This is a genomic window from Streptomyces sp. NPDC004561 (genome assembly GCF_053602155.1).
This window is the reverse complement of the sequence record NZ_JBSGDB010000070.1, coordinates 1-25,958: the sequence shown is the minus strand read 5'-3', so window position 1 is coordinate 25,958 and position 25,958 is coordinate 1. Positions and strand designations below refer to the sequence as shown.

22 protein-coding genes and 1 pseudogene are annotated in these 25,958 nt (G+C 72.5%); 5 read left to right on the top strand and 18 right to left on the bottom strand.

What is annotated here, in order from left to right:
* Window positions 1–36: 36 nt before the first annotated feature.
* The 5 genes from der to aroH all read right to left on the bottom strand — a co-directional run bounded on the left by der (window position 37) and on the right by aroH (window position 4,518).
* Window positions 37–1,518, bottom strand: a complete 1,482-nt coding sequence (der, locus tag ACWEN3_RS12620) for a ribosome biogenesis GTPase Der (protein WP_452969169.1) — start codon at window positions 1,516–1,518, stop codon at window positions 37–39.
* A gap of 77 nt (window positions 1,519–1,595) precedes the next feature.
* The gene (locus ACWEN3_RS12615; protein WP_452969175.1) at window positions 1,596–2,198 is read right to left on the bottom strand and encodes a lysophospholipid acyltransferase family protein; all 603 of its coding nucleotides are present in this window, start codon (window positions 2,196–2,198) and stop codon (window positions 1,596–1,598) included.
* Window positions 2,199–2,260: 62 nt separating this feature from the next.
* Entirely contained in the window at window positions 2,261–2,956 is a 696-nt protein-coding gene (cmk, locus tag ACWEN3_RS12610; RefSeq protein WP_452969167.1) for a (d)CMP kinase, read from the bottom strand.
* A gap of 117 nt (window positions 2,957–3,073) precedes the next feature.
* On the bottom strand, window positions 3,074–4,159 hold the full coding sequence (locus ACWEN3_RS12605) for a prephenate dehydrogenase (protein ID WP_452969165.1): 1,086 nt from the start codon (window positions 4,157–4,159) through the stop codon (window positions 3,074–3,076).
* Entirely contained in the window at window positions 4,156–4,518 is a 363-nt protein-coding gene (aroH, locus tag ACWEN3_RS12600; protein ID WP_452969163.1) for a chorismate mutase, read from the bottom strand. The genes ACWEN3_RS12605 and aroH overlap by 4 nt, the downstream gene beginning before the upstream one ends.
* A 159-nt stretch (window positions 4,519–4,677) precedes the next feature.
* Here aroH and ACWEN3_RS12595 point away from each other — a divergent pair, with 159 nt between their 5' ends.
* Both ACWEN3_RS12595 and ACWEN3_RS12590 read left to right on the top strand, forming a co-directional pair.
* Window positions 4,678–5,157: a Rieske (2Fe-2S) protein gene (locus tag ACWEN3_RS12595; RefSeq protein WP_452969161.1), complete on the top strand. Its 480-nt coding sequence runs from the start codon at window positions 4,678–4,680 to the stop codon at window positions 5,155–5,157.
* Window positions 5,158–5,179: 22 nt separating this feature from the next.
* Window positions 5,180–5,932 carry a nucleotidyltransferase domain-containing protein gene (locus ACWEN3_RS12590; RefSeq protein WP_452969159.1) on the top strand — a complete coding sequence of 251 codons (753 nt, stop codon included), beginning with the start codon at window positions 5,180–5,182 and terminating at the stop codon, window positions 5,930–5,932.
* Here ACWEN3_RS12590 and ACWEN3_RS12585 read toward each other — a convergent pair.
* The 11 genes from ACWEN3_RS12585 to ACWEN3_RS12535 all read right to left on the bottom strand — a co-directional run bounded on the left by ACWEN3_RS12585 (window position 5,858) and on the right by ACWEN3_RS12535 (window position 18,717).
* Window positions 5,858–6,607, bottom strand: a complete 750-nt coding sequence (locus ACWEN3_RS12585; RefSeq protein ID WP_452969156.1) for a nucleotidyltransferase domain-containing protein — start codon at window positions 6,605–6,607, stop codon at window positions 5,858–5,860. The two genes, ACWEN3_RS12590 and ACWEN3_RS12585, sit on opposite strands and share 75 nt — an antisense overlap.
* A gap of 4 nt (window positions 6,608–6,611) precedes the next feature.
* The gene (locus ACWEN3_RS12580; RefSeq protein WP_452969153.1) at window positions 6,612–7,619 is read right to left on the bottom strand and encodes an ADP-ribosylglycohydrolase family protein; all 1,008 of its coding nucleotides are present in this window, start codon (window positions 7,617–7,619) and stop codon (window positions 6,612–6,614) included.
* A gap of 64 nt (window positions 7,620–7,683) precedes the next feature.
* On the bottom strand, window positions 7,684–8,751 hold the full coding sequence (locus tag ACWEN3_RS12575) for a pseudouridine synthase (RefSeq protein WP_452969150.1): 1,068 nt from the start codon (window positions 8,749–8,751) through the stop codon (window positions 7,684–7,686).
* 12 nt (window positions 8,752–8,763) lie between these two features.
* The gene (gene scpB / locus ACWEN3_RS12570; RefSeq protein ID WP_452969148.1) at window positions 8,764–9,411 is read right to left on the bottom strand and encodes an SMC-Scp complex subunit ScpB; all 648 of its coding nucleotides are present in this window, start codon (window positions 9,409–9,411) and stop codon (window positions 8,764–8,766) included.
* Entirely contained in the window at window positions 9,408–10,628 is a 1,221-nt protein-coding gene (locus ACWEN3_RS12565) for a segregation/condensation protein A (protein ID WP_452969145.1), read from the bottom strand. Before ACWEN3_RS12565 ends, scpB begins: the two co-directional genes overlap by 4 nt.
* Window positions 10,629–10,646: 18 nt before the next feature.
* On the bottom strand, window positions 10,647–11,195 hold the full coding sequence (locus tag ACWEN3_RS12560) for a hypothetical protein (RefSeq protein WP_452969142.1): 549 nt from the start codon (window positions 11,193–11,195) through the stop codon (window positions 10,647–10,649).
* A complete protein-coding gene (locus ACWEN3_RS12555; protein WP_452969140.1) occupies window positions 11,180–12,313 on the bottom strand; it encodes a ParA family protein in 1,134 nt (377 codons plus the stop codon). Before ACWEN3_RS12555 ends, ACWEN3_RS12560 begins: the two co-directional genes overlap by 16 nt.
* Before the next feature lie 425 nt (window positions 12,314–12,738).
* Window positions 12,739–13,863, bottom strand: coding sequence for an alanine dehydrogenase (ald, locus tag ACWEN3_RS12550; protein WP_452969138.1), 1,125 nt, complete (start codon window positions 13,861–13,863; stop codon window positions 12,739–12,741).
* A 136-nt stretch (window positions 13,864–13,999) separates the two neighbouring features.
* Entirely contained in the window at window positions 14,000–16,066 is a 2,067-nt protein-coding gene (locus ACWEN3_RS12545) for a tetratricopeptide repeat protein (RefSeq protein ID WP_452969136.1), read from the bottom strand.
* A gap of 290 nt (window positions 16,067–16,356) precedes the next feature.
* A complete protein-coding gene (locus tag ACWEN3_RS12540) occupies window positions 16,357–16,983 on the bottom strand; it encodes an NUDIX domain-containing protein (protein ID WP_452969133.1) in 627 nt (208 codons plus the stop codon).
* Window positions 16,984–17,067: 84 nt separating this feature from the next.
* Window positions 17,068–18,717, bottom strand: coding sequence for a CTP synthase (locus ACWEN3_RS12535; protein ID WP_452969130.1), 1,650 nt, complete (start codon window positions 18,715–18,717; stop codon window positions 17,068–17,070).
* A 532-nt stretch (window positions 18,718–19,249) separates the two neighbouring features.
* Between ACWEN3_RS12535 and ACWEN3_RS12530 the strand changes: the two genes are divergently transcribed.
* The 3 genes from ACWEN3_RS12530 (at window position 19,250) to ACWEN3_RS12520 (ending at window position 24,193) form a co-directional block, all read left to right on the top strand.
* Window positions 19,250–21,052: a glycoside hydrolase family 15 protein gene (locus tag ACWEN3_RS12530; protein ID WP_452969172.1), complete on the top strand. Its 1,803-nt coding sequence runs from the start codon at window positions 19,250–19,252 to the stop codon at window positions 21,050–21,052.
* Between the two features lie 67 nt (window positions 21,053–21,119).
* Entirely contained in the window at window positions 21,120–22,502 is a 1,383-nt protein-coding gene (locus ACWEN3_RS12525) for an FAD-binding protein (protein ID WP_452969127.1), read from the top strand.
* Between the two features lie 44 nt (window positions 22,503–22,546).
* Window positions 22,547–24,193 carry a PucR family transcriptional regulator gene (locus tag ACWEN3_RS12520; protein ID WP_452969125.1) on the top strand — a complete coding sequence of 549 codons (1,647 nt, stop codon included), beginning with the start codon at window positions 22,547–22,549 and terminating at the stop codon, window positions 24,191–24,193.
* Here ACWEN3_RS12520 and ACWEN3_RS12515 read toward each other — a convergent pair.
* On the bottom strand, window positions 24,190–25,329 hold the full coding sequence (locus ACWEN3_RS12515; RefSeq protein ID WP_452969122.1) for a glycosyltransferase family 4 protein: 1,140 nt from the start codon (window positions 25,327–25,329) through the stop codon (window positions 24,190–24,192). The genes ACWEN3_RS12520 and ACWEN3_RS12515 overlap by 4 nt on opposite strands.
* A gap of 286 nt (window positions 25,330–25,615) precedes the next feature.
* Window positions 25,616–25,958, bottom strand: a pseudogene (locus tag ACWEN3_RS12510) (hypothetical protein); the annotation flags it as partial.

Here is a 25,958-nt window from a genome sequence, read left to right as displayed (position 1 = left end):
GTTCAACCAGGGGCCGCCCCTCATGTCGTACCGCCGCTACTTCTTCTTCGCGCCGCGCTTCTCGCGCACCCGCACCGAGATGTGGATCGGGGTGCCGTCGAAGCCGAACTCCTCGCGCAGACGGCGCTCGATGAAGCGCCGGTAGCCCGCCTCGATGAAGCCGGAGGCGAAGAGCACGAACCGCGGGGGCTTGGTGCCGGCCTGGGTGCCGAACAGGATGCGGGGCTGCTTGCCGCCCCGGACCGGGTGCGGGTGGGCCGAGACCAGCTCGCCGAGGAAGGCGTTCAGACGGCCGGTGGGGACGCGGGTCTCCCAGCCGGCGAGGGCGGTCTCGATGGCCGGGACCAGCTTCTCCATGTGGCGGCCGGTGCGCGCCGAGACGTTCACCCGGGGCGCCCAGGCGACCTGGCCGAGCTCGGTCTCGATCTCCCGCTCCAGGTAGTAGCGGCGCTCCTCGTCGAGGCTGTCCCACTTGTTGTAGGCGATGACCACGGCGCGGCCCGCCTCGACGGCCATGGTGACGATCCGCTGGTCCTGCACGGAGATGTTCTCGGAGGCGTCGATCAGGATGACCGCGACCTCGGCCTTCTCCACGGCGGCGGCCGTGCGCAGGGAGGCGTAGTAGTCGGCGCCCTGCTGGAGGTGGACACGCTTGCGGATACCGGCGGTGTCCACGAACTTCCAGGTCGTGCCGCCGAGTTCGATCAGCTCGTCGACCGGGTCGCGGGTGGTGCCCGCCAGCTCGTTGACGACGACGCGCTCCTCGCCGGCCACCTTGTTCAGGAGGGAGGACTTGCCGACGTTCGGGCGGCCGATGAGCGCGATGCGGCGGGGGCCGCCGATGCCGGTGCCGAAGCTCTGCTCGGGCGCCTCGGGCAGCGCCTCCAGGACGGCGTCGAGCATGTCGCCGGTGCCGCGGCCGTGCAGGGCCGAGACCGGGTGGGGCTCGCCGAGGCCCAGGTTCCACAGGTAGGACGCGTCGGCCTCGCCGCTCGGGCCGTCGACCTTGTTGGCGCACAGCACGACCGGCTTGCCGGCCTTGCGCAGCAGCCGGACGACCGCCTCGTCGGTGTCGGTCGCGCCGACCTTGGCGTCCACGACGAAGACCACCGCGTCGGCGGCCTCGATCGCGTACTCGGCCTGCGCGGCCACGGAGGCGTCGATGCCGAGGACGTCCTGCTCCCAGCCGCCGGTGTCGACCACCTTGAAGCGGCGGCCGGCCCATTCGGCCTCGTAGGTGACGCGGTCGCGGGTGACGCCGGGCCGGTCCTCCACGACCGCCTCGCGGCGGCCGATGATCCGGTTCACCAGGGTCGACTTGCCGACATTGGGGCGGCCGACGACGGCGAGCACGGGCAGCGGACCGTGGCCCGCCGCCTCGATGGCGCCCTCGACGTCCTGGATGTCGAAGCCCTCTTCCGCGGCGAGCTCCATGAAGTCCGCGTACTCGGCGTCGCCGAGAGCCCCGTGCTCGTACTCGTGCTCGGCCGAGCCGTCGGGCTGGATGTCGTCGTTCATGAAGTCCGTACCTCGTCGTTCATCGTGGTGATCGGTGGAGCAGGCCCCGGTGGGCAAATCCCTCGCGGGCTGATCCACTACTCAAGTGTCGCCGAGCGCCCGGTCAGGCGCCTGGCGTTTTCCAGGTGGCAGGTGAGCTGCTTCTGGATGCGCTCGGTCGCCGCGTCCAGCGCCGCGCGCGTGCGCCGTCCGGTGCCGTCGCCCGCCTCGAAGGGGTCGCCGAAGACGACGTCGACACGGGAGCGCAGCGGGGGCAGCGCCTTTATCAACCGCCCGGGCCGCTCGGCGCTTCCCAGTACGGCGACGGGGACGATCGGCGCCCCGCTGCGGACCGCGAAGTAGGCGAGCCCGGCGCGCAGCGAGGCGAAGTCGCCCTCGCCCCGGGTGCCCTCCGGGAAGATGCCCAGCACTCCCCCGGCCTCGAGCACGCCGAGCGCCTGGGTGATCGCGGTGCGGTCGGCGGCGGCGCGGTCCACCTTCAGCTGGCCGATGCCGGTCAGGAAGGGGTCCAGCGGGCCGGTGAACGCCTCCTTCTTGATCAGGAAGTGCGTCGGCCGGGGTGCCACGCCCATGACCATCGGGCCGTCGATGTTGTGGGAGTGGTTCACCGCGAAGATCACCGGCCCGGTGGCCGGCACCTTCCACGCGCCCAGCACGCGCGGCTTCCACAGCCCGTACATCAGGCCGACCCCGATGCGCCGCCCGACCTCGGCGCCGCGCTCCGAAGCGACCGGCGGTCTGCTCACTTCCCGGCCCGCTTCTCCTCGACCAGGGTGACGACGCACTCGATGACCTGGGCGAGGGTGAGCTGGGTGGTGTCCACCTCGACCGCGTCGCCGGCCTTGGCGAGCGGCGAGGTCTTGCGGCTGGAGTCGGCCGCGTCCCGCTTGATCAGCGCCTCGCGGGTGGCGTGGATGTCGGAGCCCTTCAGCTCACCGCTGCGGCGGGCCGCACGGGCCTCCGGGGAGGCGGTGAGGAAGACCTTCAGGTCGGCGTCCGGGAGGACGGTGGTGCCGATGTCCCGGCCCTCGACCACGATGCCGTGCTCCGCCCCTGCGGCCAGCGAGCGCTGCAGTTCGGTGATCCGGGCGCGCACCTCGGGCACCGCGCTGACCGCGCTGACCTTGGAGGTGACGTCCTGGGTGCGGATCGGGCCGGCCACGTCCACGCCGTCGACCGTGATGGCCGGGGCGGCCGGGTCGGTGCCGGAGACGATCTCCGGCTTGCCCGCGACGGCGGCGACGGCGGTCGGGTCCTCCAGGTCGATCCCGTTGGTCACCATCCACCAGGTGATGGCCCGGTACTGGGCACCGGTGTCCAGGTAGCTCAGGCCGAGCTGGGCGGCCACGGCCTTCGACGTGCTCGACTTGCCCGTGCCGGAGGGACCGTCGATCGCGACGATCACGGGCTTGGCGGTCGGGGCGGCGCCGTTTTCCACGGGGGACACCTTCCTGGTGCGGTGTGGGCGGGGGGCGGGGAGCGAGAGCGCCCCGCACAAGGTTACTGGGTGCGGGTCACTCGTCCGGACGCACGCGTGCCGACCGTGCCCGGCGCCCTACTGGCGCAGCGCCCACCCTCGCTCCCGCAGCGCCTCCTTCAGGATCTCCGCGGACCTCGGTTCGACGAAGAGCTGGACCAGACCGGCCTGCCGGCCCGTGGCGTGCTCGATGCGCACGTCCTCGACGTTGACCCCGGCGCGTCCGGCGTCCGCGAAGATGCGGGCCAGCTGTCCGGGCTGGTCGTCGATGAGCACGACGACGGCCTCGTACACCCGCGGCGCGCTGCCGTGCTTGCCGGGTACCCGCACCTGGCCCGCGTTCCCGCGGCGCAGCACGTCCTCGATGCCCACGCCGCCCTCGCGCCGCTTCTCCTCGTCGGAGGACTGCAGGGCGCGCAGGGCCCGCACGGTCTCGTCCAGGTCGGTGGCGACGTCGGAGAGCAGGTCGGCGACCGGGCCCGGGTTGGCGGACAGGATGTCGATCCACATGCCCGGGTCGGAGGCGGCGATCCGGGTCACGTCCCGGATGCCCTGCCCGCAGAGCCGTACGGCGGCCTCCTCGGCGTGCTCCAGGCGCGCGGCGACCATGCTGGACACCAGGTGGGGCATGTGGGAGACGAGGGCGACGGCGCGGTCGTGGGCGTCGGCGTCCATGACGACCGGTACGGCCCGGCAGTGGGAGACCAGCTCCAGGGCCAGGTTGAGCACCTCGGTGTCGGTGTCCCGGGTGGGGGTGAGCACCCAGGGGCGGCCCTCGAAGAGGTCGCCGGTCGCGGCCAGCGGGCCGGACTTCTCGCGGCCGGACATCGGGTGCGTGCCGATGTACGCGGTGAGGTCCAGGCCGAGCTCCTCCAGCTCGCGGCGCGGGCCGCCCTTGACGCTGGCCACGTCCAGGTAACCGCGGGCCACCCCACGGCGCATGGCGTCCGCGAGGACCCCGGCCACGTGCGCGGGCGGGGCGGCGACGATCGCCAGGTCGACCGGCCCCTCAGGGGCCTCGTCGGTGCCGGCGCCCAGCGCGGCGGCCGTACGGGCCTGCGCGGGGTCGTGGTCGGCGAGGTGCACGGTGACACCGCGCTGGGCCAGGGCCAGGGCCGCGGAGGTGCCGATCAGCCCGGTTCCGATGACGAGTGCGGTTCTCACTGGGCGATGTCCTTGCGCAGGGCGGCCGCGGCCCCGAGGTAGACGTGGGCGATGTCGGCGCGGGGCCGGTCCGACTCGATGTGCGCGAGGACCCGTACGACCCGGGGCATGGCGCCCTCTATGTCCAGTTCCTGGGCGCAGATGAGGGGGACGTCGACGATGCCGAGCTTGCGGGCCGCGGCCGCCGGGAAGTCGCTGTGCAGGTCGGGGGTGGCCGTGAACCAGATGCTGATCAGGTCGTCGGCACTCAGCCTGTTCCGCTCCAGGACGGCGGTGAGCAGCGCTCCGACCTGCTCGTCCATGTGCCCGGCCTCGTCCCGCTCCAGTTGGACGGCCCCCCGGACCGCTCGTACCGCCACGGCGCTGCTCCTCGCTGACATATGTATTCGTTCTCGCCCGTCCAGCGTAGTCAGCCAGCGTGGCCGGGGCGCGCGGCGCCCGATCACTGAGACGATGCGCGGGTTCCGGCATCTCCCGGTTCCCCATCCTTCATCCCGATGTGTGTACGGAGTGGTGACATGACCCAGAGCGCGACGCGGCGCACGATTCTCGCGACAGGCGCGGCGGCGCTCGCCACCGGCTGCGGCGGCAAGAGCACCAGCAACTCCAACCAGCACGAGACCAACCCCGCGACCACCGGCCCCGGCACCGCCGCGCCCACGGCCACGGCCACGGCCACGGCCACCGGCAGCGAGGTGCCGCCGTCCGGGAAGGCGAAGCTGGCGAGCACCGGCGAGATCCCGGAGGGCGGCGGCAAGATCTTCAAGGAGCAGAAGGTCGTGGTCACCCAGCCGAAGAAGGGCGACTTCAAGGCCTTCTCGGCGATCTGCACCCATGAGGGCTGCACCGTGAGCAAGGTCGTGGACGGCACCATCGACTGCCCCTGTCACGGCAGCAAGTTCCACATCGCCGACGGTTCGGTGGCCCACGGCCCCGCCGCCAGGCCGCTGCCCGCGGAGACGATCACGGTGCAGGGAAATTCGATCCACCTGACGTGAGCGGCCCGCGTACGCTCCCGGCATGCAGCCCGTAGGCCCCGAGGAACTCGTACGCGACCACACGATCTACGCCTGTGTCATGGGGTCGCGGGCCTTCGGCCTGGCCACGGACGCGAGCGACACCGACCGGCGGGGCGTGTTCCTCGCCCCCACCGCCCTGTTCTGGCGGTTCGAGAAGCCGCCGACGCATGTCGAGGGGCCGGGCGAGGAGCGGTTCTCCTGGGAGCTGGAGCGGTTCTGCGAGCTGGCTCTGCGTGGCAACCCGAACATCCTGGAGTGCCTGCACTCCCCGCTCGTGGAGCACGTGGACGACACGGGCCGCGAGCTGCTGTCCCTGCGCGGCGCCTTCCTCTCCCGCCGCGCCCACGACACCTTCACCCGCTACGCCCTCGGCCAGCGCAGGAAGCTCGACGCCGACGTCCGCGCCACCGGCGCCCCGCGCTGGAAGCACGCCATGCATCTGCTGCGCCTGCTGATGAGCGCCCGCGACCTGCTGCGCACCGGCGAGCTGCGCATCGACGTGGGTGACCGGCGGGAGCCGCTGCTGGCCGTGAAGCGGGGCGAGGTGCCGTGGGCCGAGACCGAGGCGTGGATGGTCCGGCTGGCGGCCGAGACCGATCAGGCCCTGCGGGGCAGCCCGCTGCCGCCGGAGCCGGACCACGCGCGCGTGGCCGACTTCCTGTTCCGGGTGCGCCGGGACTCAGCGCTGAAGGCGGGCGCGCACCACGAAGTCGTGCAGGGCGTCGTGCCCGCCGGCCGTGTCGGGCAGGGCTGAGGCAGCCTGCGCCTCGTCGAGCACGGCGTGCAGCCGCTGCACGTCGGCCTCCACGCGCGTGTGGTCGACCCCGGCCGTCCCGTGCTCCCGCTCCGCCTTGGCGGCTATCAGCTCGGGCACGTAGGCGGGCGCGTCCACCAGCTCCCGGAGGGTGGGCAGATGGGCCTGCACCTCGCCGGCGCGCATGAGGTGGATGCCGGTGAGCAGCACCCGGAACGTGTAGAGCAGCGGCTTGAGTTCGCCGGTCTTCTCGAACAGCCGCCACTGGGTCACCGCGAACCCCCGGTAGTGGTGGGCGTGGTGGCTGGTGAGCACGCCGGGGGCCAGGGCGGCCAGCTCGCGGTGGACGTCGGTGGTGTGCACGACGAGCGGCGAGAGCAGCTGTTCCAGCACATAGCCGTTGCGGCGCAGCATCAGCCGTACGAACTTGCGCAGGTCGTGGGTGACGAGGTCCAGCTCGACGCCGTAGCGCACCCAGGCACGCGAGCGGGTCTCCTCCGGTTCGCGCAGCCCGACGAGGTCGGCGGCGGGCAGCAGATGGACGCCCCGCAGGTCCACGTCCGAGTCCTGCGAGGGGAAGCCGTACAGATGGGCTCCGGAGACGGTCGCGAACAGCACGGGGTGGGGCTGCTCCGCGACCACGGGGGCCAGGTCGATGTCGAGGTCGTCGATCACGGGCCTAAGCGTCCCAGAGGGTGCCCAGCGCCAACAGGCCGTCTCGGTACTCGATCCGCCGGGCCCAGTCGGCGGGCCAGGCGTCCGCGCCCGCCCACGCGCCCGCGAAGGCGCCGGTCAGGCAGGCGATGGAGTCGGAGTCACCGGCCGTGCAGGCGGCCCGGCGCAGGGCGGTGACGGGCTCGTCGGGGAAGAGCAGGAAGCACAGCAGCCCGGTGGCGAAGGCCTCCTCGGCGATCCAGCCCTCGCCGGTGGCCAGGCAGGGGTCGGCCTCCGGGGAGACGGTCCGCACGGCCTCCTCCAGCCGGTCGAGGATCTCCAGGCACTCGTCCCAGCCGCGCGCGATGAAGTGCTCGGGGCCGGGGTCCTGGGCGCGGGTCCACAGGTCGCCGAGCCAGGTGTGGTCGTAGCGCGTGCGGTGGTCGAGCGCGTAGGACCGCAGCCGTCCGAGCAGCGCGGCCGGCTCGGTGCCCTGCGCGAGCAGGTGGACGGCGCGGGCGGTGAGGTCGGAGGCGGCCAGCGCGGTGGGGTGGCCGTGGGTGAGCGCGGACTGCAACTGGGCAGCGCCGGCGCGCTGTTCGTCGCTCAGACCGGGGGCGAGCCCGATCGGGGCGACCCGCATGTTGGCCCCGCAGCCCTTGGAGCCGACCTGGCTGGCGTCCTGCCAGCGCCGCCCGTCCTCCTTGAGCAGATTGCACGCGGTCAGGCAGGTGTTGCCCGGGGCCCGGTTGTTCTCAGGCGACTGGTACCAGTCCACGAACTCCTCGCGCAGCGGCCGCTCCAGCCGGCCGGGCGCGAGGAAGCCGCGCTCCATGGCGGTCCGCAGCGCGCGCCCGAGCGCGAGGGTCATCTGGGTGTCGTCGGAGACGAAGGCCCGCTTCGGCAGTTCCATCTCCCGCCAGGGCCCGCACTTGGCGAGTATCGAGGGCACGTCGTTGAACTCGGTCGGGAAGCCGAGGGCGTCCCCGAGGGCGAGGCCGAGGAGTGCTCCGGTCGCCGGCTGCTTGGACATATGCTTCATCCCCCTTTATCGTCAGCATGACAATAAAGGGGGATGGCGATCACGGCAAGGCGGTTTAGAGGTCGACTTCCTTCATCAGCATGCCGACCTCGGTGTTCGACAGGCGGCGCAGCCAGCCCGACTTCTGGTCGCCCAGGGTGATCGGGCCGAAGGAGGTGCGCACCAGCTTCTCGACCGGGAAGCCGGCCTCGGCGAGCATGCGGCGCACGATGTGCTTGCGGCCCTCGTGCAGGGTCACCTCGACCAGGTAGTTCTTGCCGGTCTGCTCCACCACGCGGAAGTGGTCCGCGCGCGCGTAGCCGTCCTCCAACTGGATGCCGTCCTTCAGGCGCTTGCCCAGGTCGCGCGGGATCGGGCCGACGATCGCGGCCAGGTAGGTCTTCTTCACGCCGTACTTGGGGTGGGTGAGACGGTGCGCCAGCTCGCCGTGGTTGGTGAGCAGGATGACGCCCTCGGTCTCGGTGTCCAGCCGCCCGACGTGGAAGAGCCGCGTCTCGCGGTTGGTGACGTAGTCCCCGAGGCACTGCCGCCCCTCGGGGTCCTCCATGGTGGACACCACGCCCGCGGGCTTGTTCAGCGAGAAGAACTGGTACGACTGCGTCGCGACCGTCAGGCCGTCGACCTTGACCTCGTCCTTCTCCGGGTCGACCCGCTTGCCCTGCTCGGTGACGATCTCGCCGTTGATCTCGACACGGGCCTGGTCGATCAGCTCCTCGCAGGCGCGCCGGGAGCCGTAGCCCGCGCGCGCGAGGACCTTCTGCAGCCGCTCGCCCTCCTGCTCGGCGCCCGGGAAGGTCTTGGGCAGCTTGATGTCCTTCTTGTCCGCGTACCGCTCCCGGTTGCGCTCCTCGACCCGCGTCTCGTACTCACGCGAGCGCGCGGGCGCCGTACGACCGCCCTGCTGGGGCTTCTTCGGGCCGCCCTTGGCGCCGCCGCGGGCCGCGCCGCCGCGCCCGGCCTTGGGGCCCTCCTTGCTCGCGCCGGGGCCCACGTCGTAGCGGCGCTCCTCGGGGCGGGGCTTGCGGGGACGGCCCTGCCCCTGCCGCTCGTCCCGGTCGTTGCCGGCGCCGCGGTGGTTACCGCGTCCGCTGTTCCTGCCGCTGCCGCTGCCGCTGCTTCGCATCAAAGTTCCGTCTTAGTCGTCCGCGTCCTGACCGCCGGGCGCGTCGGGCGCGTCCGGGTCGAACGACGGGACTCCCTCCTGGGTCTCGGCCTCGATCGCCTCCGCCTCGGGGAGGAAGGGCGCGAGTTCCGGAAGCTCGTCCAGGCCACGCAGGCCCATCCGCTCCAGGAAGTAGTTCGTCGTCCTGTACAGGATCGCACCTGTTTCGGGTTCCGTGCCCGCCTCCTCGACGAGACCGCGCTGGAGGAGGGTGCGCATCACGCCGTCGCAGTTGACTCCGCGCACCGCGGAGACGCGGCTGCGGCTGACCGGCTGGCGGTAGGCGACGACCGCGAGGGTCTCCAGTGCGGCCTGGGTGAGCCGGGCGGTCTGGCCGTCCAGGACCAGCCGCTCGACGGCGGGCGCGTAGGCGGCCCGGGTGTAGAAGCGCCAGCCGTTCGCGACGAACCGCAGCTCGAAGCCGCGGCCCTGCACGGTGTACTCGTCGGCCAGTTCGCGCAGCGCGTCCGCGATCTGCCGCCTGGGCCGCTCGAGGATCTTGGCCAGGTGGTCCTCGGTGGCGGGCTCGTCCACGACCATGAGGACCGCCTCCAGGGCGGGTTTGAGGTCCAGCTCGGCGACGGCGTCCGGCCCCGCCGGGGCCTCGGTGGTCTCGCTCACGGCTTCTTGTCCTCCTTGGGCTCCTCGGGCGGCCGGTCGAACTCGTCGGTGACTCTCGGGGCCGCTTCCCCGTCCCCGCCGGTCCAGCGCACCAGCAGCTCCCCGAGCGCGGCCTCCTGCTCCAGGGCGACGGCCTTCTCCCGGTACAGCTCCAGCAGCGCGAGGAAGCGGGCCACGACGGTGAGGGTGTCGTCGGCGTCCTCGACCAGCGCCCGGAAGCTGGCCTCGCCCAGCTCCCTGAGCCGCGCGACCACGATCCCGGCCTGCTCCTGGACGCTGACCAGCGGGGCGTGGATGTGGTCGACGTAGACCTGCGGCTTCGGTTTCGGCTGCATCGCCTTGACCGCCAGCCTCGCGAAGCCCTCGGGCCCGATGCTGATGACGACCTCGGGCAGCAGCTCGGCGTGCTCGGGTTCCAGGCCGACGGTACGGGGGTAGCGCCGGGCCTCCTCGTCGACGCGCGCGTTGAAGATGTCCGCGATCCGCTTGTACGCGCGGTACTGCAGCAGCCTCGCGAACAGCAGGTCCCGCGCCTCCAGCAGCGCCAGGTCGGCCTCGTCCTCCACCTCGGCCGCGGGCAGCAGCCGGGCCGCCTTCAGGTCCAGCAGGGTCGCCGCCACGACGAGGAACTCGGTGGTCTGGTCCAGGTCCCAGTCGGGTCCCATGGCCCGGATGTGCGCCATGAACTCGTCGGTGACCTTGGACAGGGCGACCTCGGTGACGTCCAGCTTGTGCTTGGAGATCAGCTGGAGCAGCAGGTCGAAGGGACCCTCGAAGTTGGCGAGCCGGACCTTGAAGACACCGTCGGCTGCCGGCTCGGCGCCATCGGGCTCGGACGAAGCGGACGCGGCCGGCCCGGGAAGCTCCGGCGCGGGAGCCTCGGGCTCGGCCGGCTCGGGCGCGGAAACTCCCGGCTCGGGCACCTCGGGCTCACTGGCCTCGGGGTCGGCCGGCCCCGGCTCGGGCACCTCGGGCTCACTGGCCTCGGGGTCGGCCGGCTCCGGCTCGGGAGCCTCGTACTCGGGCGCCTCCGACGCGGAAGCCCCGGACCCGGGCGCCTCCGCCTCAGAAGTCTCCTGCCCGGGCAGCTCCGGGCCGGGCGGCTCTCGGTCGGGCGTCTCCGCGGGCACCGCGGCCGGTGCCGTCCCCGGGCCCCGGCCCAGGGCACGCCTGCGGCCGGCGTTTGCGCCGGGAGCAGGAACGTCGGAGGAGGTCATAGCCCCCGCAGGCTACCGCTACCGTCCGCGCAGCCGTCGCACGAGGATGCTCGCGTCCCCTCGGGACTCCAGGTCCGCCAGGACCACGGCCACCGCCTCTCGGACGATGCGTCCGCGGTCCACCGCCAGCCCGTGCTCGCCCCGGAGCACCAGCCGGGCGTGCTCCAGGTCCATCAGCTCCTCGGCGGAGACGTACACCGTGATCTTCTCGTCGTGCCGCTCACGCCCACTGGGCCGCCGGGACGCCGCGCGCCCCTTCTTGCGCGGCTGGGCGGCGGCAGAACCTTCCTGCGCCGCCTGGCGCCGGGCCGGCCGGGTGCGGGACTCGCCGGCCTCGGCGGACTCCGCTTCCGCGGCGACGTGCTCCGCGCCCTCTCCGTCACCGCCCTGGACGGGCACGGACGGCGGTGCGTCCTCGGCGGCGGCCACGTCGTCGCTCTCCCCCGCGGGAGCCGGCACCCTGGCCTCACCGTTGGCCGTCCGCCGCGGAGTCGACGGCTGGAGCGCCATACCCCCTGTCGTACGGAAGAGTTCGTCGGCTCCGGGCAGACTCACTCGGCGTGACACCGGGCGAGCACCTCCCTGGCGAGCTGGCGGTAGGCGGCGGCACCGACGGAGTTGGAGGCGTAGGTGGTGATCGGCTCTCCGGCGACCGTGGTCTCCGGGAAGCGGACCGTGCGCCCGATGACCGTGTGGTAGACGTGGTCGTCGAACGCCTCGACGACACGCGCGAGCACCTCACGGCTGTGCACGGTGCGCGAGTCGTACATCGTGGCGAGGATGCCGTCCAGTTCCAGGTCGGGGTTGAGCCGCTCCTGGACCTTCTCGATGGTCTCGGTCAGCAGGGCCACACCGCGCAGGGCGAAGAACTCGCACTCGAGCGGCACGATCACCTTGTGCGCGGCCGTCAGCGCGTTGACGGTGAGCAGGCCGAGCGAGGGCTGGCAGTCGATCACGATGTAGTCGTAGTCGGGCATCAGCGGCTTCAGCGCCCGCTGGAGCGTCGACTCGCGCGCGACCTCGGAGACCAGCTGGACCTCGGCGGCCGACAGGTCGATGTTGGAGGGCAGCAGGTCCATGTTGGGGACCGCCGTCTTCAGCAGGACCTCGTCGGCGGACATGCCCCGCTCCATGAGCAGGTTGTAGACCGTCAGATCGAGTTCCATGGGGTTGACGCCGAGACCCACCGACAGCGCGCCCTGCGGGTCGAAGTCCACGAGCAGCACGCGCCGGCCGTACTCCGCGAGCGCGGCACCCAGGTTGATGGTCGACGTCGTCTTGCCGACGCCGCCCTTCTGGTTGCACATCGCGATGATCTTCGCGGGGCCGTGGTCGGTCAGCGGGCCCGGGATCGGGAAGTACGGCAGCGGGCGTCCGGTCGGGCCGACGCGCTCGCGGCGCTGGCGGGCCGCGTCGGGCGCGAGCGTGGCCGCGTACTCCGGATCGGGCTCGTACTCGGCGTCGGGGTCGTAGAAGTGCCCCTCGGGCAGTTCGTCGTAGTCGGCGAAGTGGTTGTGGGGCGCGCCACTTCCGTCGCCGGCCATGGCGTTCACGTGATGGCCATCCATGCTCTGGTGTGCTGTCCGGGCGGTCCGCGGACCCGGACTCTGGTGGGCTGCGAAGGTGCGCACAGCTACGGAGCCGACAGCCTCGAATCCCGCGGAGCCCTGGCCCCGTGCAGGCATTCCTGGTTGACCACCCCCGGGAGAAAATGTCGACTCATTCACAAGTCGTCTTACCTCCTTGGTGACCAGGAAACTTCTAGACAAGGTCAGCGTGGCACCATGCCGACGGTTGGCGACTCTATGGCGTGTCGGCGGTCCGCAGCAACACAATCCGCCGGACCCGGCAGGATGTGTCGGCAATGAAACATCTCGCTGTCAAGGGCGTACGGCCGTCGCACAGCAGGTTTCACCGGTGTACGAATCGGTCGAAGAGTTGCGTTCGAGGCGAGTTGACCGAGAGTCGCAAAGTGACCATACACACATCCGGCCGGACCTTGTCGGGCAAGGTCCGGCCGGGTGCGCGCGGTTGACGAACGGTGTTGACGAATCGCCTTTTGCCTGGTGGCGACTTGGCGACTCATCTGGTCGTCACCGGTTCGCGGCGGTCAGCCGAGCAGGGTCTCCAGCTCGACGTGCTCCAGGCCGTGGGCCTCGGCGACCTCCTTGTAAACGACCTTGCCGTCATGGGTGTTGAGACCCTTGGCGAGCGCGGCGTCGCGGCGCAGCGCCTCCACCCAGCCGTTGTTGGCGAGGGAGACGATGTACGGCAGGGTCGCGTTGGTGAGGGCGTTGGTGGAGGTGTTGGGCACACCGCCCGGCATGTTGGCAACGCAGTAGAAGACCGAGTTGTGGACCTGGAAGGTCGGCTCGGCGTGCGTGGTGGGACGGGAGTCCTCGAAGCAGCCACCCTGGTCGATCGCGATGTCGACAAGAACACTTCCGGGCTTCATGCGGGACACCAGCTCGTTGGTGACGAGCTTCGGGGCCTTGGCGCCCGGGATGAGCACCGCGCCGATGACGAGGTCGGCGTCGAGGACGGCCTTCTCCAGCTCGAAGGAGTTGGACATGATCGCCTTGACCTTCGTGCCGAAGATCTTGTCGGCCTCGCGCAGCTTGTTGATGTCGCGGTCGAGCAGGGTCACGTCGAAGCCCATGCCGACGGCGACCTGGGTGGCGTTCCAGCCGGAGACACCACCGCCGATGACCACGGCCTTGGCCGGGGTCACGCCGGGGACGCCGCCGGGCAGCACGCCACGGCCGCCGGCCGCGCGCATCAGGTGGTAGGCGCCGACCTGCGGGGCCAGGCGGCCCGCGACCTCGGACATCGGGGCGAGCAGCGGCAGGGCGCGGTTCGGCAGCTCGACGGTCTCGTAGGCGATGGCCGTGGTGCCGGACTCGATGAGCGCGTCCGTGCACTCCTTGGAGGCGGCCAGGTGCAGGTAGGTGAAGAGGATCTGGTCCTTGCGGAGGCGGTGGTACTCCTCCGCGATGGGCTCCTTGACCTTCAGCAGCAGATCGGCGGCGGCCCAGACCTCGTCGGCGGTGCCCAGCATCTCGGCGCCGGCGGCCACGTACTCGTCGTCCGTGATCGAGGAGCCGACGCCGGCGCCGCGCTCGACGACGACCTGGTGCCCGTTGCGCACCAGCTCGTGCACACCGGCGGGGGTGATGGCCACCCGGAACTCGTTGTTCTTGACCTCGCGGGGGATGCCGACCTTCACGTCGATCACGGTCCTTGGCTCAGAGGGGTTGGAGGTGCATTACAAGACGTACCCAGACATGCGGGGGCATACCGGGAGACCCGTCAGGAACATGCGGCAGAGCCAGTCTAATGAAGGTGTTCCGGCTGTCTAGCCTTTCATTGCATCAATCTTCCCCGGAGGCACTGCGGATTTCGCAGGCGTCAGCGCCCCGATCTGGGCTTGTACCGCCCTCCGGGGACTCCTCGCCGAGCAGGTGCTCGGCCGCCGAGCGGTGCAGCCGGGCCGCCGTCGGGTCGCCGAGGCGCTCCAGGGTGTCGGCCAGCCGCAGCTGCAGCGCGGCCTGCAGCCTGACGTCCTCCGCGTGCCGGGCCCACTCCACCGCCTCCTGACAGGTGCGCAGCGACTCCTCGGGCCGGCCCGCGTACTCCTGTACCCGGGCGATCTCGCTCAACGCCCGGGCGTGGGCGGCGACATCGCCGCTCTTGCGGTAGGCCGAGGCGGCCGCCCGCCAGTTCCTGAGCGCCTCGCCGTAGCGGCCCGCGTAGGTGTGGGCGGTGGCGATCCGGCCGTACAGCCGGGCGGCCTGTCCCCGTTCGCCCCGGGCCAGCCGGTCGGCCAGGGCCCGCCCGAACCAGTCCGCGGCGCGGTCGTGGTCCGCCAGCTCCTGGTACGTGCCGCCTACGGATTCCATCGCGCGGTCGGTCGCGTACGGGTCGTTCGCCTCCCGGCCGGCGTCCAGCGCGGCCCGGTAGCGGGCCAGCGCGTCCCGGGTGCGGCCGGTCTGGGCGTCCAGGTCGCCCAGGTTCAGCAGGGCCGCGGCCTTCTCCCGGGGCAGCCCGCGCCGCTCGGCGACGTCCAGCACGAGGCGGTGGACGCCGTACAGGTCGGGGGCGGCGGCCTGGGTGCCGACATGCGCCGCCATGGCCCTGACCAGCTGCGACAGCAGCCGCTGGGCCAGGGTGTCCAGCTCCCCGTCGGCCACCGCCAGCCGCGCGGAGGCCAGCAGGGCGGGCCGCCGGATGCGCAGCCAGTCGGCGGCCGCCCGGGGGGTGGGGAAGCGCAGCGCGCGGGGCATGCCGAGCAGCTTCTCCCGGGACTGCGGGCTGTCCGTCTCGGTGATCGCCCGGCAGGACTGCAGCAGCCGTACCGTCCGCTCCAGCATCCGGGCCCGGGCCAGCTGCAGCTCCCCGGGCCGCTCCTGGCTCTCCGCGAGGGCGCGCAGCAGCGGGTGCAGCCGGCCCGGGACGTCGTACTCGGACAGCGGCGAGTCCGCCGCGTGCAGCAGGCCGAGGGCGACGAAGTCGTCCAGGGTGGCGCGGGCGGCCTCGACCGAGCAGCCGGCCAGGGCGGAGGCGGTGTGGGCGTCGATCAGCCCGGCCGGGGCCAGAGCGAGCAGTCGCAGTATCCGGGCGGCCGGGCCGGGCAGCTCGTCGTACACGAGCCGGAAGACGCGGGCCAGCGGGGTGCCGGCCGCGCCGTCCTCGGCGTACGTGTGCATCCGCTTGGCCAGGTCGGAGACGGCGGCCTTGGGCCGGGCTGCGAGCCAGCCGCCGGCCAGGACGAGCGCGGCCGGGTGGCCCTGGCAGGCCTCGACCAGGCTCTCCGCGGAGCGCGGGTCGACGGTGATGCGGACCGAGCCGGTGTAACGGGTGAGGAGCTCCACGGCGGACTTGGTGTCGAGGCCGCCCAGCGTGCAGGGGCGGACGTCCGCGATGCCGGTCAGCGGGCCCCCGGAGACGGCCACCACCAGGCAGTCCGGGGCCTCCGGGAGCAGCGCGTCGACCTGGTCGGCGCCGGCCGCGTCGTCCAGCAGCAGCAGCGCGCGTCGGCCGGTGAGGGCCGCGCGCAGCGCCGCGGCCAGGTCGTCCTCGGCGGCGCCGGCCGGGGCGGGCACGTCCAGCGCGGCGAGCAGCTCGCGCGCGGCCCGCTCGACCGGCACCGGAGTGCCGTCGGGTTCGCTGAGCCGGGCCCGCAGCACCCCGTCGGGGTACCGGTCGGCGATCCGGCGGACCAGTTCCTCGGCCACCGAGGTCCGGCCGGAGCCGGGGCGGCCGGCGATCAGCAGCACACGGGCGCGGGGCGCCTTGCGGCCGGAGAGGGTGTCGAGACCGGCGCGCTCGATGTCGGCGCGCAGTTCCTTCAACTCCCGTGTCCGGCCCAGGAAATGGTCCTCCAGGGCCGGGTGCGCGGTCAGCCGCACACCGCCTGTGTCCACCGCCTGGTCCGTCACGGGCCACACTCCCGTCCCACGCAGCACGCGCAAGCCCGCCGGATCTCCGGTACGGGCCTTGCACTGCTTATTGGCTCGCTCGCCTCCGGGGCGCCCCAGCCGGTGTCGGAACCGCGTCCGCGCTCGCCCGTCCGGGCCCTCGCGCGTGCGCGCTCTCGCCTCCGGTGCGCCCCTTCGGCTCGCTCGCGACGAGCCTAGTTCACGCTCCGCGACCTTCCGGAAGGAGCACGGCGGGCAGGTCCCCCGATCGGATCAGGCGATGGTCACACCAATGCGTGAGGGGTCCGGGTTCAGGACTCGAAGGGGCGCGCGGGCCACGGGGCGTCGGCCGGGCGCAGGGCGTCGAGCCCGTCCCCGCCGCGGGCGGCCACCAGGGAGAGCACCCCGACGACGAGGCAGTTGTTGTGCACGTCGCCGGCCAGGATCCGGCGCGTCAGCTCCTCGACCGTCACGCGCGCGTGCTGCAGGTCGGTCTCCTCGTCCTCCGCCTCGAAGCGCTCCCCCTCGGCCTCGGACAGATCGCGGGCGAGGAAGATCCGTACCGCCTCGTCGCAGCCGCCGGGCGTTGTGTACACGTCGGTCAGCACCCGCCAGTCCTCGGCCTTGACGTGCGCCTCCTCGTACAGCTCGCGCTGGGCCGCGTGCAGCGGGTTCTCGCCGGGCACGTCGAGCAGGCCGGCCGGGATCTCCCACAGCTTGTGCCGCACCGGGTGGCGGTACTGGTTGATCAGCAGCACCCGGTCCTCCTCGTCGAGGGCGAGGACGGCGACCGAACCCGGGTGGACCTGGTAGTCGCGGCGGACCACGGAGCCGCCGGGCATGACCACGTCGTCCGTGCGGACGGAGGTCTTGTTCCCGGTGAAGGGGGTCGCGGTGGCCCGGATCTCCCACTCCTCGGGAGTGTCCTTGATGGTCATGCCCTGTCCTTCCACACGTGCACAAGTGGCCGGGGCGGCGATCCTTTTGAATGCGCGCGCCCCGGCCACCGTACAACTCCTGTGTTACTTCGAGATCTTCCGCTCGACCGAGGCCTTCACGAGGCCGGCGAAGAGCGGGTGCGGGCGGGTCGGCCGCGAGCGCAGCTCCGGGTGCGCCTGCGTGGCGACCAGGTAGGGGTGGACGTCACGCGGGTACTCCACGTACTCCACGAGCTTGCCGTCCGGCGAGGTACCCGAGAAGAGGACGCCGGCCTTCTTCTCCAGCTCCGCGCGGTAGGCGTTGTTGACCTCGTAGCGGTGCCGGTGCCGCTCCTCCACGTACTCCTTGCCGTCGTACACCTCGCGCACGATGGAGCCCTCGGCCAGCTTGGCCGGGTACATGCCGAGGCGCATCGTGCCGCCCATGTCGCCCTCGCCGGCGACGATGTCCAGCTGCTCGGCCATGGTCGAGATGACCGGGTGGCCGGTGGCCGGGTCGAACTCGGTGGAGTTGGCGTCCGGGATGCCGGCCAGGTTCCGCGCGGCCTCGATCACGATGCACTGCAGGCCAAGGCACAGGCCGAGCAGCGGGATCTTGTTCTCGCGGGCGTAGCGGATGGCGCCGACCTTGCCGAGCACACCGCGGTCGCCGAAGCCGCCCGGGATGCAGATGCCGTCGACGTCGCCGAGCTGGGCCTTGGCGCCGGCCGGGGTCTTGCAGTCGTCGGAGGTGACCCACTTGATCTTCACGCGGGCCTTGTTGGCGAAGCCGCCCGCGCGCAGCGCCTCGGTGACCGACAGGTACGCGTCGGGCAGGTCGATGTACTTGCCGACCAGGGCGAGGGTGATCTCGTGGTCCGGGTTGTGGACGCGGTCCAGCAGGTCGTCCCAGGTCGTCCAGTCGACGTCCCGGAAGGGCAGGTCCAGCTTGCGCACGACGTAGGCGTCCAGGCCCTCGGTGTGCACGACCTTCGGGATGTCGTAGATCGAGCGGGCGTCCGGGCAGGCGACGACGGCGGCCTCGTCTACGTCGCACATCAGCGAGATCTTGCGCTTGATGGCGGTCGGGACCTCGCGGTCGCAGCGCAGCACGATCGCGTCCGGCTGGATGCCGATGTTCCGCAGGGCCGCGACCGAGTGCTGGGTCGGCTTGGTCTTCAGCTCGCCGGAGGGGCCGATGTAGGGCAGCAGCGAGATGTGCACGACGAAGACGTTGTCGCGGCCGACCTCGTGGCGGACCTGGCGGACGGTCTCCAGGAAGGGCAGCGACTCGATGTCGCCGACCGTGCCGCCGACCTCGGTGATGACGACGTCCACCTCGTCGGTGGCCATGCGCCGGATCCGGTGCTTGATCTCGTTGGTGATGTGCGGGATGACCTGCACCGTGTCACCCAGGTACTCGCCGCGCCGCTCCTTGGCGATCACGGTCGAGTACACCTGCCCTGTAGTGACATTGGCCGTGCCGTCCAGGTCACGGTCGAGGAAGCGCTCGTAGTGTCCGATGTCGAGGTCGGTCTCGGCGCCGTCGTTGGTGACGAAGACCTCACCGTGCTGGAAGGGGTTCATGGTGCCCGGATCGACGTTCAGGTACGGATCCAGCTTCTGCATCACGACGCGCAGGCCACGGGCCTTGAGCAGCATGCCCAGGCTGGAGGCGGTGAGGCCCTTGCCGAGCGAGGAGGCGACACCCCCGGTGACGAAGATGTGCTTGGTCGTCGTAGATTTCGGCGGCATGGCCAAGAGGGGGCTCCCGTGGTCGCTGTCTGACGTGCGGTGCGGCTGCCGTCCCGGACGCTGTGCTTCGGGGCGGAGGTGCCGTCGCTGCGGTTCGGGGGTTTCGGCCCACCGGTCCACGGGCTACCAGGGTATCAGCGCCCGGAGGAGATGGCTTCCGGCCACGCTCCGCGCCCGGCCGGGCACACAGGGGCTCGCCCCGGCCGGCACGGGTGCGCACAGGTCACACGGTCGTCACCGGTGGCTCACTCGTTCGGCCCACACGGGTTGCCCAGAGCGGCACGCAGATCATCTACGTGCGTCGTATCCTGCTCGGACACTCACTGCCGGGCCGGGCCGGAACGACGGCACACCCTCGCCTGCACCAACCGGAACAACGACAGCGCGGCAGTTCGTTGAGCAAAGACTGTCGTGTTGCCTCAGGGCTCGGCGGACTGGTTTGCTTCACCGCTCAACGCAACAACGACCCCTTGACCTCACCAGCGACAGCCCCCTGCGCGGGGGTGACGTGGCCGTTCGACTGGAGTTGCACGTGGCCGGGCGCATCGAAGACTACGCACTCATCGGAGACATGCAGACCGCGGCACTGGTCTGCCGGGATGGCACGGTGGACTGGCTGTGCCTGCCCCGCTTCGACTCGCATGCCATCTTCGCCGGCCTGCTGGGCACCGAGGAGCACGGCTTCTGGCGGCTCGGCCCGGCGTACGCGGCCGACGCCCAGCCACCCACGGCCGCGCGGCGGAGCTACCGCGGGGACTCGCTGATCCTGGAGTCGGAGTGGGACACCCCGCGCGGCACCGTGCGGGTGACCGATTTCATGCCCCCACGTGACGGCGCCCCGCAGCTGATCCGGATCGTGGAGGGCGTCACCGGGCGGGTGCCGATGCGCTCGGCCCTGCGGATGCGCTTCTCCTACGGCCGGGTCGTGCCCTGGGTGCACAAGCACGACGCACGCACGGTCGCCGTGGCCGGACCCGACTCCGTGTGGTTCGACACGGAGGCCGAGACCTACGGGAAGTCGCTGACGACGTACTCCGACTTCACGGTCGCCCCGGGTGACCGGATCGCGTTCACGATCTCGTGGCAGCCCTCGCACAAGGAGCCGCCGCCGCTGCCGGAGCCGGAGCAGTCGCTGGAGGCGACCGAGGACTTCTGGCGCGATTGGGTGGAGCACTGCACGTACCACGGGCCGTACCGGGAGGCGGTGGTCCGCTCGCTGATCACCCTGAAGGCGCTGACGTACGCCCCGACGGGCGGCATCGTCGCGGCCCCCACCACCTCGCTGCCCGAGGACATCGGGGGCGTGCGCAACTGGGACTACCGCTACACCTGGCTGCGGGACGCGGCGATCACCCTGTCCTCGCTGCTGCGCACCGGCTACCGCGAGGAGGCCCGCGCCTGGCGCGAGTGGCTGCTGCGCGCGGTCGCCGGCGACCCGGAGAACCTGCAGATCATGTACGGCCTCGCGGGCGAGCGCGAGCTGGGCGAGGCCGAGCTGGACTGGCTGCCCGGCTACGAGAACTCCGCCCCGGTCCGCGTCGGCAACGGCGCCGCGCACCAGCTCCAGCTCGACGTGTACGGCGAGGTCACCGAGGCGCTGCACCTGGCCCACATGACCGGCCTGGCCCGCCACGACTACGCCTCCCTGCTCCAGCTGAAGCTGATCCGCTACCTGGAGGACCACTGGCAGGAGCCGGACGAGGGCATCTGGGAGGTGCGCGGACCGCGCCGGCACTTCGTGCACTCCAAGGTGATGGCGTGGGTGGCGGTGGACCGCACCATCAAGCTGATCGAGTCCGGTGACGCGGACGGCCCGCTGGAGCGCTGGCGCGAGCTGCGCGACGACATCCACCGGGACGTGTGCGAGAAGGGCTACGACAAGGAGCGCAACACCTTCACCCAGTCCTACGGCTCCAGGGAGCTGGACGCCTCGCTGCTGCTCATCCCGCAGATGGGCTTCCTGCCCCCGGACGACAAGCGGGTGATCGGCACCATCGAGGCGATCCAGCGCGAGCTGTCCACTTCGGACGGGTTCATCCTGCGCTACCCGACGGAGGGCGAGGACGAGGGCGTCGACGGCCTGCCCGGCGACGAGGGCGCCTTCCTCGCCTGCTCCTTCTGGATGGCGGACGACCTGGCGATGATCGGCCGGGTGGACGAGGCCCGCAAGCTGTTCGAGAAGCTGCTCGCGCTGCGCAACGACCTCGGGCTGCTCGCCGAGGAGTGGGACCCGCGCCTGAAGCGCCAGGTCGGCAACTTCCCGCAGGCCTTCAGCCACGTCCCGCTGATCGACACCGCGCTGCGGCTGACGGCTTCGGGGGCGTACGGCGGCTGAGCGCGCCCGGTCGGCCCGGCCCGCCTAGTCTGGAAGCGGATGTTCCCCCTTTCGGAAGGGGGCCGTCATGGCTTCCCCCTCGAAGGCGGGCGCGGCCCTCGCCGCGCTGCGCGAGGACCTGGTGGGCGACGTGCTCGCCCCGGGGGACCCGGGCTACGACGAGGCCCGTACGGTGTTCAACTCGATGATCGACCGGCGTCCGGCCGTCATCGCCCAGTGTGCGGACGCCGTCGACGTGGTCCGGGCCGTGCGCTTCGGGAGGGAACTGGATCTGCCGATCGCGGTGCGCGGCGGCGGGCACGGCCTGTCCGGCTCCGCCCTGGGCGACGGTGCGCTCGTGGTGGACCTGCGCCGGATGCACGGGGTGACCGTCGATCCGGCGGCCGAGGCGGTCCGGCTCGAGGGCGGCGCCACGATGAGCCACCTGGACCGGGCGACCCAGCCGTACGGGCTCGCGACGACCGGCTCACGGGTCTCGACCACCGGTGTCGGCGGCTTCGTGCTCGGCGGCGGCACCGGCTGGCTGGACCGCGCCTTCGGCCTCGCCGTCGACAACCTCCTCGGCGTCGAGCTGGTGACCGCCGACGCAGAGCGGGTGCACGCCAACGCCGACGAGAACCCCGAGCTGTTCTGGGCATTGCACGGCGGAGGCGGCAACTTCGGCATCGCCACCGCGCTCACCCTCGGGCTGTACGAGCTGCCCGAGTTCTCGATCGTCCTGCTGATGTGCCTGCCCCGGTTCGGGCCGGACGTCGTCCGCACCTTCCGCGAGATCATCCGTGCCGGGTCGGACGAGGTGAGCGGCGCGATCCTGTACATGGCGGGTCCGCCCGCGGAGTTCGTCCCGCCGGAGCTGGTGGACAGGCTGCTGTGCGGTGTCCTGCTGACGTACGCGGGCGGCGAGGACGATCTGCGCAAGCTGGCCGAGCCGCTGCTCGCGCTGCCGCACGAGGTGGAACTGGCCGGCGACATGGCGTACGCGGACGTGCAGTGCATGCTCGACGACCCGCCCGGGATGCGGAACCACTGGTCGGCGGAGTACCTCGCCGGTCTGCCCGACGAGCTGGTGGACGTCTTCTGCGCCCGCGCGGACGGCATGCCGGCGCCGAGCGGCAGCCGGCAGATGCTCTTCCCGCAGGGCGGGGCGATCGCCGCCGGCCCGCACGAGTACCCGGTGGCGTACCGGGACGCGGCATGGGCGGCGCACCCCTTCGGCCTCTGGCCGGACGCGGCCGACGACGAGCGGGCCCTCGCCTGGGTGCGGGACGTGCGCGCCGGTGTCCGGCCGTGGAGCACCGGCGCGGTCTGCCTCAACTTCATCGGCGACGAGGGCCCGGAGCGGGTCCGGGCGGGCCTCGGCGAGGGCAACTCGCTGCGGCTGGCGAAGGTGAAGCGGCGGTACGACCCCGACAACGTGTTCCGCTTCAACCACAACATCAGGCCGGTGTAGCCCGGAGATGTTCTTCGGGCGTCTGCGCAGGTAGCGTCCGCTGCATGGACAGCGGCACGGAGAGCAGACTCGCCACCCAGGGCGCCGGGATCACCGTTCAGCGGGCGCTGGAGCTGCCCGGGCTGCGCAGCGGGCTGCCGGAGATCCTCGCGGGCGCGGACCGGCTCGGCCGTACCGTGCGCTGGGTGCACGCGGGCGAGGTGCCGAACATCGCCTCGCTGCTCAAGGGCGGCGAGCTGCTGCTCACCACCGGCTACGGCCTGGGTACCCGCCCGGCCGAGCAGCGGGCGTTCGTGCGCACGCTCGCCGAGCGCGGGATCGCCGCCCTGGTGGTGGAGCTGGGCCCGCGCTTCACCAGGCTGCCGGCCGCGCTGGTGGACACCGCCCGCAGCGCCGGGATGCCGCTGGTGCAACTGCACCGCGAGGTGCCCTTCGTGACGGTCACCGAGGAGATCCACACCGAGATCGTCAACGGTCACTACGCGCTGCTCCAGCGGGCGGAGGAGGTGCACCGGCGCTGCACCGAGGCCCTGCTGGGCGGTGGCGGGGTCCCTCAGGTGCTGGGCATCCTGGCGGACTTCAGCGGCAATCCGGTGTTCCTGGAGACCGCCGACGGCCGGCTGCTGTACGCCGCCGGTGAAGGGCCGGAGGGCGCGGATCCGCTCCAGGTGTGGGAGGGGCTGCGCGGCCCGCAGAAGGACGCCCCGCCGCCCGCCGGTTCGGTGCTGGTGGACGTGCCCGGCGGTGGCCCCGGCACGGCGGGTTCGGTCCGCGCCCGGCTGGTCCTGCTGCCGGTGCGCTCCCCGCTGGCCCCGGTGCACCGCATCGCCGCCGAGCGGGCCGCGGGCATCCTGGCCGTGGTGCTGATGCAGGCCCGGCAGGAGGAGGAGCTGGCGGCGCGCGGGCGCGGCGACTTCCTCACCGACCTCGCCGAGGGGCGCATCACGGCCGAGGACGCGCCCGCCCAGGCCCGCGTCCTCGGTTTCAAGCCCGGCAGCAGTCCGCTGCTGCCGGTGGTGATGCGGGTCGGCGACTCCCTCTCGCCCGGCGGGGGCTGGGCGGTGCTGGCGCGGGCGGTGTCCGAGGAGCTGGCCGCGGTGGGGGTGCCGGTGCTGCTGGGCGTGCGGCCGGTGGAGGGCCGGGTGCTGGTGCTGCTCGGGCTGCGCTCGGAGTCGGAGCGGTCGGCGGTCGCGGACCGGGTGGCGGCGGCGCTGCGGGCGGGCGTGGAGCGCGCCGGGATGCGGCGGCCGGGCTCCCCGCCGCCGGTCGTGGTCGTCGGCGTGGCGGGCGGCTGGGCGGCGGCCTCGGCCGGGCTGCGGCACGCGGCGGAGACGGCGACGGCGGCGCAGGGCCTGACCGACCGGCCCTGGTACGACGCCCGCCGCCTCGACATCGACCTGCTGCTGTGGCGGCTGCGCGACCATCCGGACCTCGCGGCCTTCGTGGTCCGCGCGATCGGCCCGCTGCGCGATCACGACAACCGCTCCAAGCCGCCGTTGCTACCGACCCTGGAGACCTATCTCGCGCACGCCGGCCGCAAGGCGGAGACGGCCCGCGAGCTGCATCTGAACCGGCAGACCCTCTACAACCGCCTCGCCCGCATCGGGGAGTTGCTGGGCACCGACCTCGACGACCCGCAGACGGTGCTGGCGTTGAGCCTGGCCCTGCGCGCCCGCCGCCACGTCCCCTAGACGAGCGGTATCGGCTGGGTCAACTCGTCGTACACGCTCAGCACTTGGGCGACGGTCTCTTCCTCGGTCGGCCAGCCGGCGGCCTGCCGTGCCCCCGACTCGCGCAGCTCCTCCCGGCGCTCCGGATCGGCGAGGAGCCGTACGACGGTGTCCGCGAGCGCCCGCGGGTCGCCGTACGGGACGAGTTCGGCCGCGTCGCCCACGAGGTCGGGGACGCCGCCGACGCGGGTCGCGACGAGCGGCACCCGCGCGTACAGCGCCTCCTGGGCGAGGACGGACCGTGACTCCCAACTGCTGGTCACCAGCGCCAGATCGGCGGCGGCGAGCAGCTCGGGCACGTCCTCGCGGCGCCCGATGAGCCGCACCGGCAGCTCCTCGTCCTCGATGCGCGCCTGCAGCACCGGCCGCAGCGGCCCCTCCCCCGCGACGACGACCAGCGGCACCGGATCGAGGTCCCGCCAGGCGCGCGCCGCGTCGAGCAGGACCTCGTAGCCGCGGTGCCGGTCGAGGGAGCCGACCGCGATGAGCAGCGGGCGTCCGGTGGCGCCCAGTTCGGCCCGCACCTTGGGCCGCAGCCGGTCGGGGTCGTCCGGCGGGGCGGCCGGCCGGTGCTGTCCGGGCAGGCCCACGGCCGCGAGCCGGGCGTCCCGCGCGCCGGTCCGGCGGGCCCGCTCGACCAGGTCGGAGCTGGTGCCGAGGACCACGGCCGCCGTCCGCACCACGCGCCGCTCCAGCAGCCGCAGCAGATGCGCCCGCGCGCCCTCCGCCCGCGCCCGGTTGTGCCAGGTGACCACCAGCGGAGTGCTGCGCCCGCTGAGCGCGAGCACGGACCGGAAGGAGGCGTGCAGCCCGTGCGCGTGCACCAGGTCGGCGTCCGCGCAGGCCGCCCGGAGCGCGGCCACCGAGGCCGGGTCGCTGCTGCGGGGCACGTGCACATGCTCGGCGCCGGTCCCGGTGAAGTCGTAGGCGTGATCGGCCTCGAAGGGGGCGCACACCGTGACCCGCACGCCCCTCGCCACGAGCCCCTCGGCCAGGGAGCGCACATGCGCGCTGCTGCCGGCGTTGCCTCCGCCCAGCACCTGCACGGTGCGCAGCGGCTGCTGGCCGTGCGGTGCGTTGCTGCTCACGGGGCTCACGGGGCCGGGGCTCCTGGTTCGGCGTGGGGCGGTCACGAGGAAACGTACAGAAGGTAGCGGGCGCAAGGGGGCGGAAGGACCTACCCGCGCGCCTCCCGCACAGACCGTGTTCCCCGCCAAGCATGCCAGCACGTACCGCCGTTCCGGGAAACCCGGGCGGGCGCACAGTGCGGCGGGCCGGGGCAATGCGCCGGAGCACGTCACCCACACGGGTGAGGGAGGTCCTGGCACGGCCGAACGCCGCACGAGCGCGTACTACGAGGTCAGACGCTCACAGCGCCCGCGCTCAGGCGGAGACCCGCTCTCCGTGGACGGCGGCGGCCACGACCGCACCGGCGTGCGCGAGCAGTCCCACGCGCCCGTTGCACACGACGACCGCGGCACCGAGCGCCGCTCCGAGCGCGTGCGCCCCCGTGTCACCGATCATCGCCCGCTCCCCGAGGTCGTCGGGCAGCACGGCCGCGGCGGCGCCCAGAGCGGCCGCGGTCAGCTCCGCGCCCGGACCCCTCCGCAGCAGCCCCGGCGCCCCGAGCGCGAGCACCGCTCCGGCGGCCCGGCCGGGCCGCACGTCCACGAGGTTGACGAAGTGCGCGGCGCCCGCGATGACAGCTCGGAAGAGCGTCGTGGAG

Excerpts from the sequence above, each read along its gene's own strand:
- der (WP_452969169.1), bottom strand. The coding sequence starts at position 1,518 with ATGAACGACGACATCCAGCCCGACGGCTCGGCCGAGCACGAGTACGAG.
- ACWEN3_RS12615 (WP_452969175.1), bottom strand. The coding sequence starts at position 2,198 with ATGTACGGGCTGTGGAAGCCGCGCGTGCTGGGCGCGTGGAAGGTGCCG.
- ACWEN3_RS12595 (WP_452969161.1), top strand. The coding sequence starts at position 4,678 with ATGACCCAGAGCGCGACGCGGCGCACGATTCTCGCGACAGGCGCGGCG.
- ACWEN3_RS12590 (WP_452969159.1), top strand. The coding sequence starts at position 5,180 with ATGCAGCCCGTAGGCCCCGAGGAACTCGTACGCGACCACACGATCTAC.
- ACWEN3_RS12580 (WP_452969153.1), bottom strand. The coding sequence starts at position 7,619 with ATGTCCAAGCAGCCGGCGACCGGAGCACTCCTCGGCCTCGCCCTCGGG.
- ACWEN3_RS12575 (WP_452969150.1), bottom strand. The coding sequence starts at position 8,751 with ATGCGAAGCAGCGGCAGCGGCAGCGGCAGGAACAGCGGACGCGGTAAC.
- ACWEN3_RS12565 (WP_452969145.1), bottom strand. The coding sequence starts at position 10,628 with ATGACCTCCTCCGACGTTCCTGCTCCCGGCGCAAACGCCGGCCGCAGG.
- ACWEN3_RS12555 (WP_452969140.1), bottom strand. The coding sequence starts at position 12,313 with ATGCCTGCACGGGGCCAGGGCTCCGCGGGATTCGAGGCTGTCGGCTCC.
- ACWEN3_RS12540 (WP_452969133.1), bottom strand. The coding sequence starts at position 16,983 with ATGACCATCAAGGACACTCCCGAGGAGTGGGAGATCCGGGCCACCGCG.
- ACWEN3_RS12535 (WP_452969130.1), bottom strand. The coding sequence starts at position 18,717 with ATGCCGCCGAAATCTACGACGACCAAGCACATCTTCGTCACCGGGGGT.
- ACWEN3_RS12525 (WP_452969127.1), top strand. The coding sequence starts at position 21,120 with ATGGCTTCCCCCTCGAAGGCGGGCGCGGCCCTCGCCGCGCTGCGCGAG.
- ACWEN3_RS12520 (WP_452969125.1), top strand. The coding sequence starts at position 22,547 with ATGGACAGCGGCACGGAGAGCAGACTCGCCACCCAGGGCGCCGGGATC.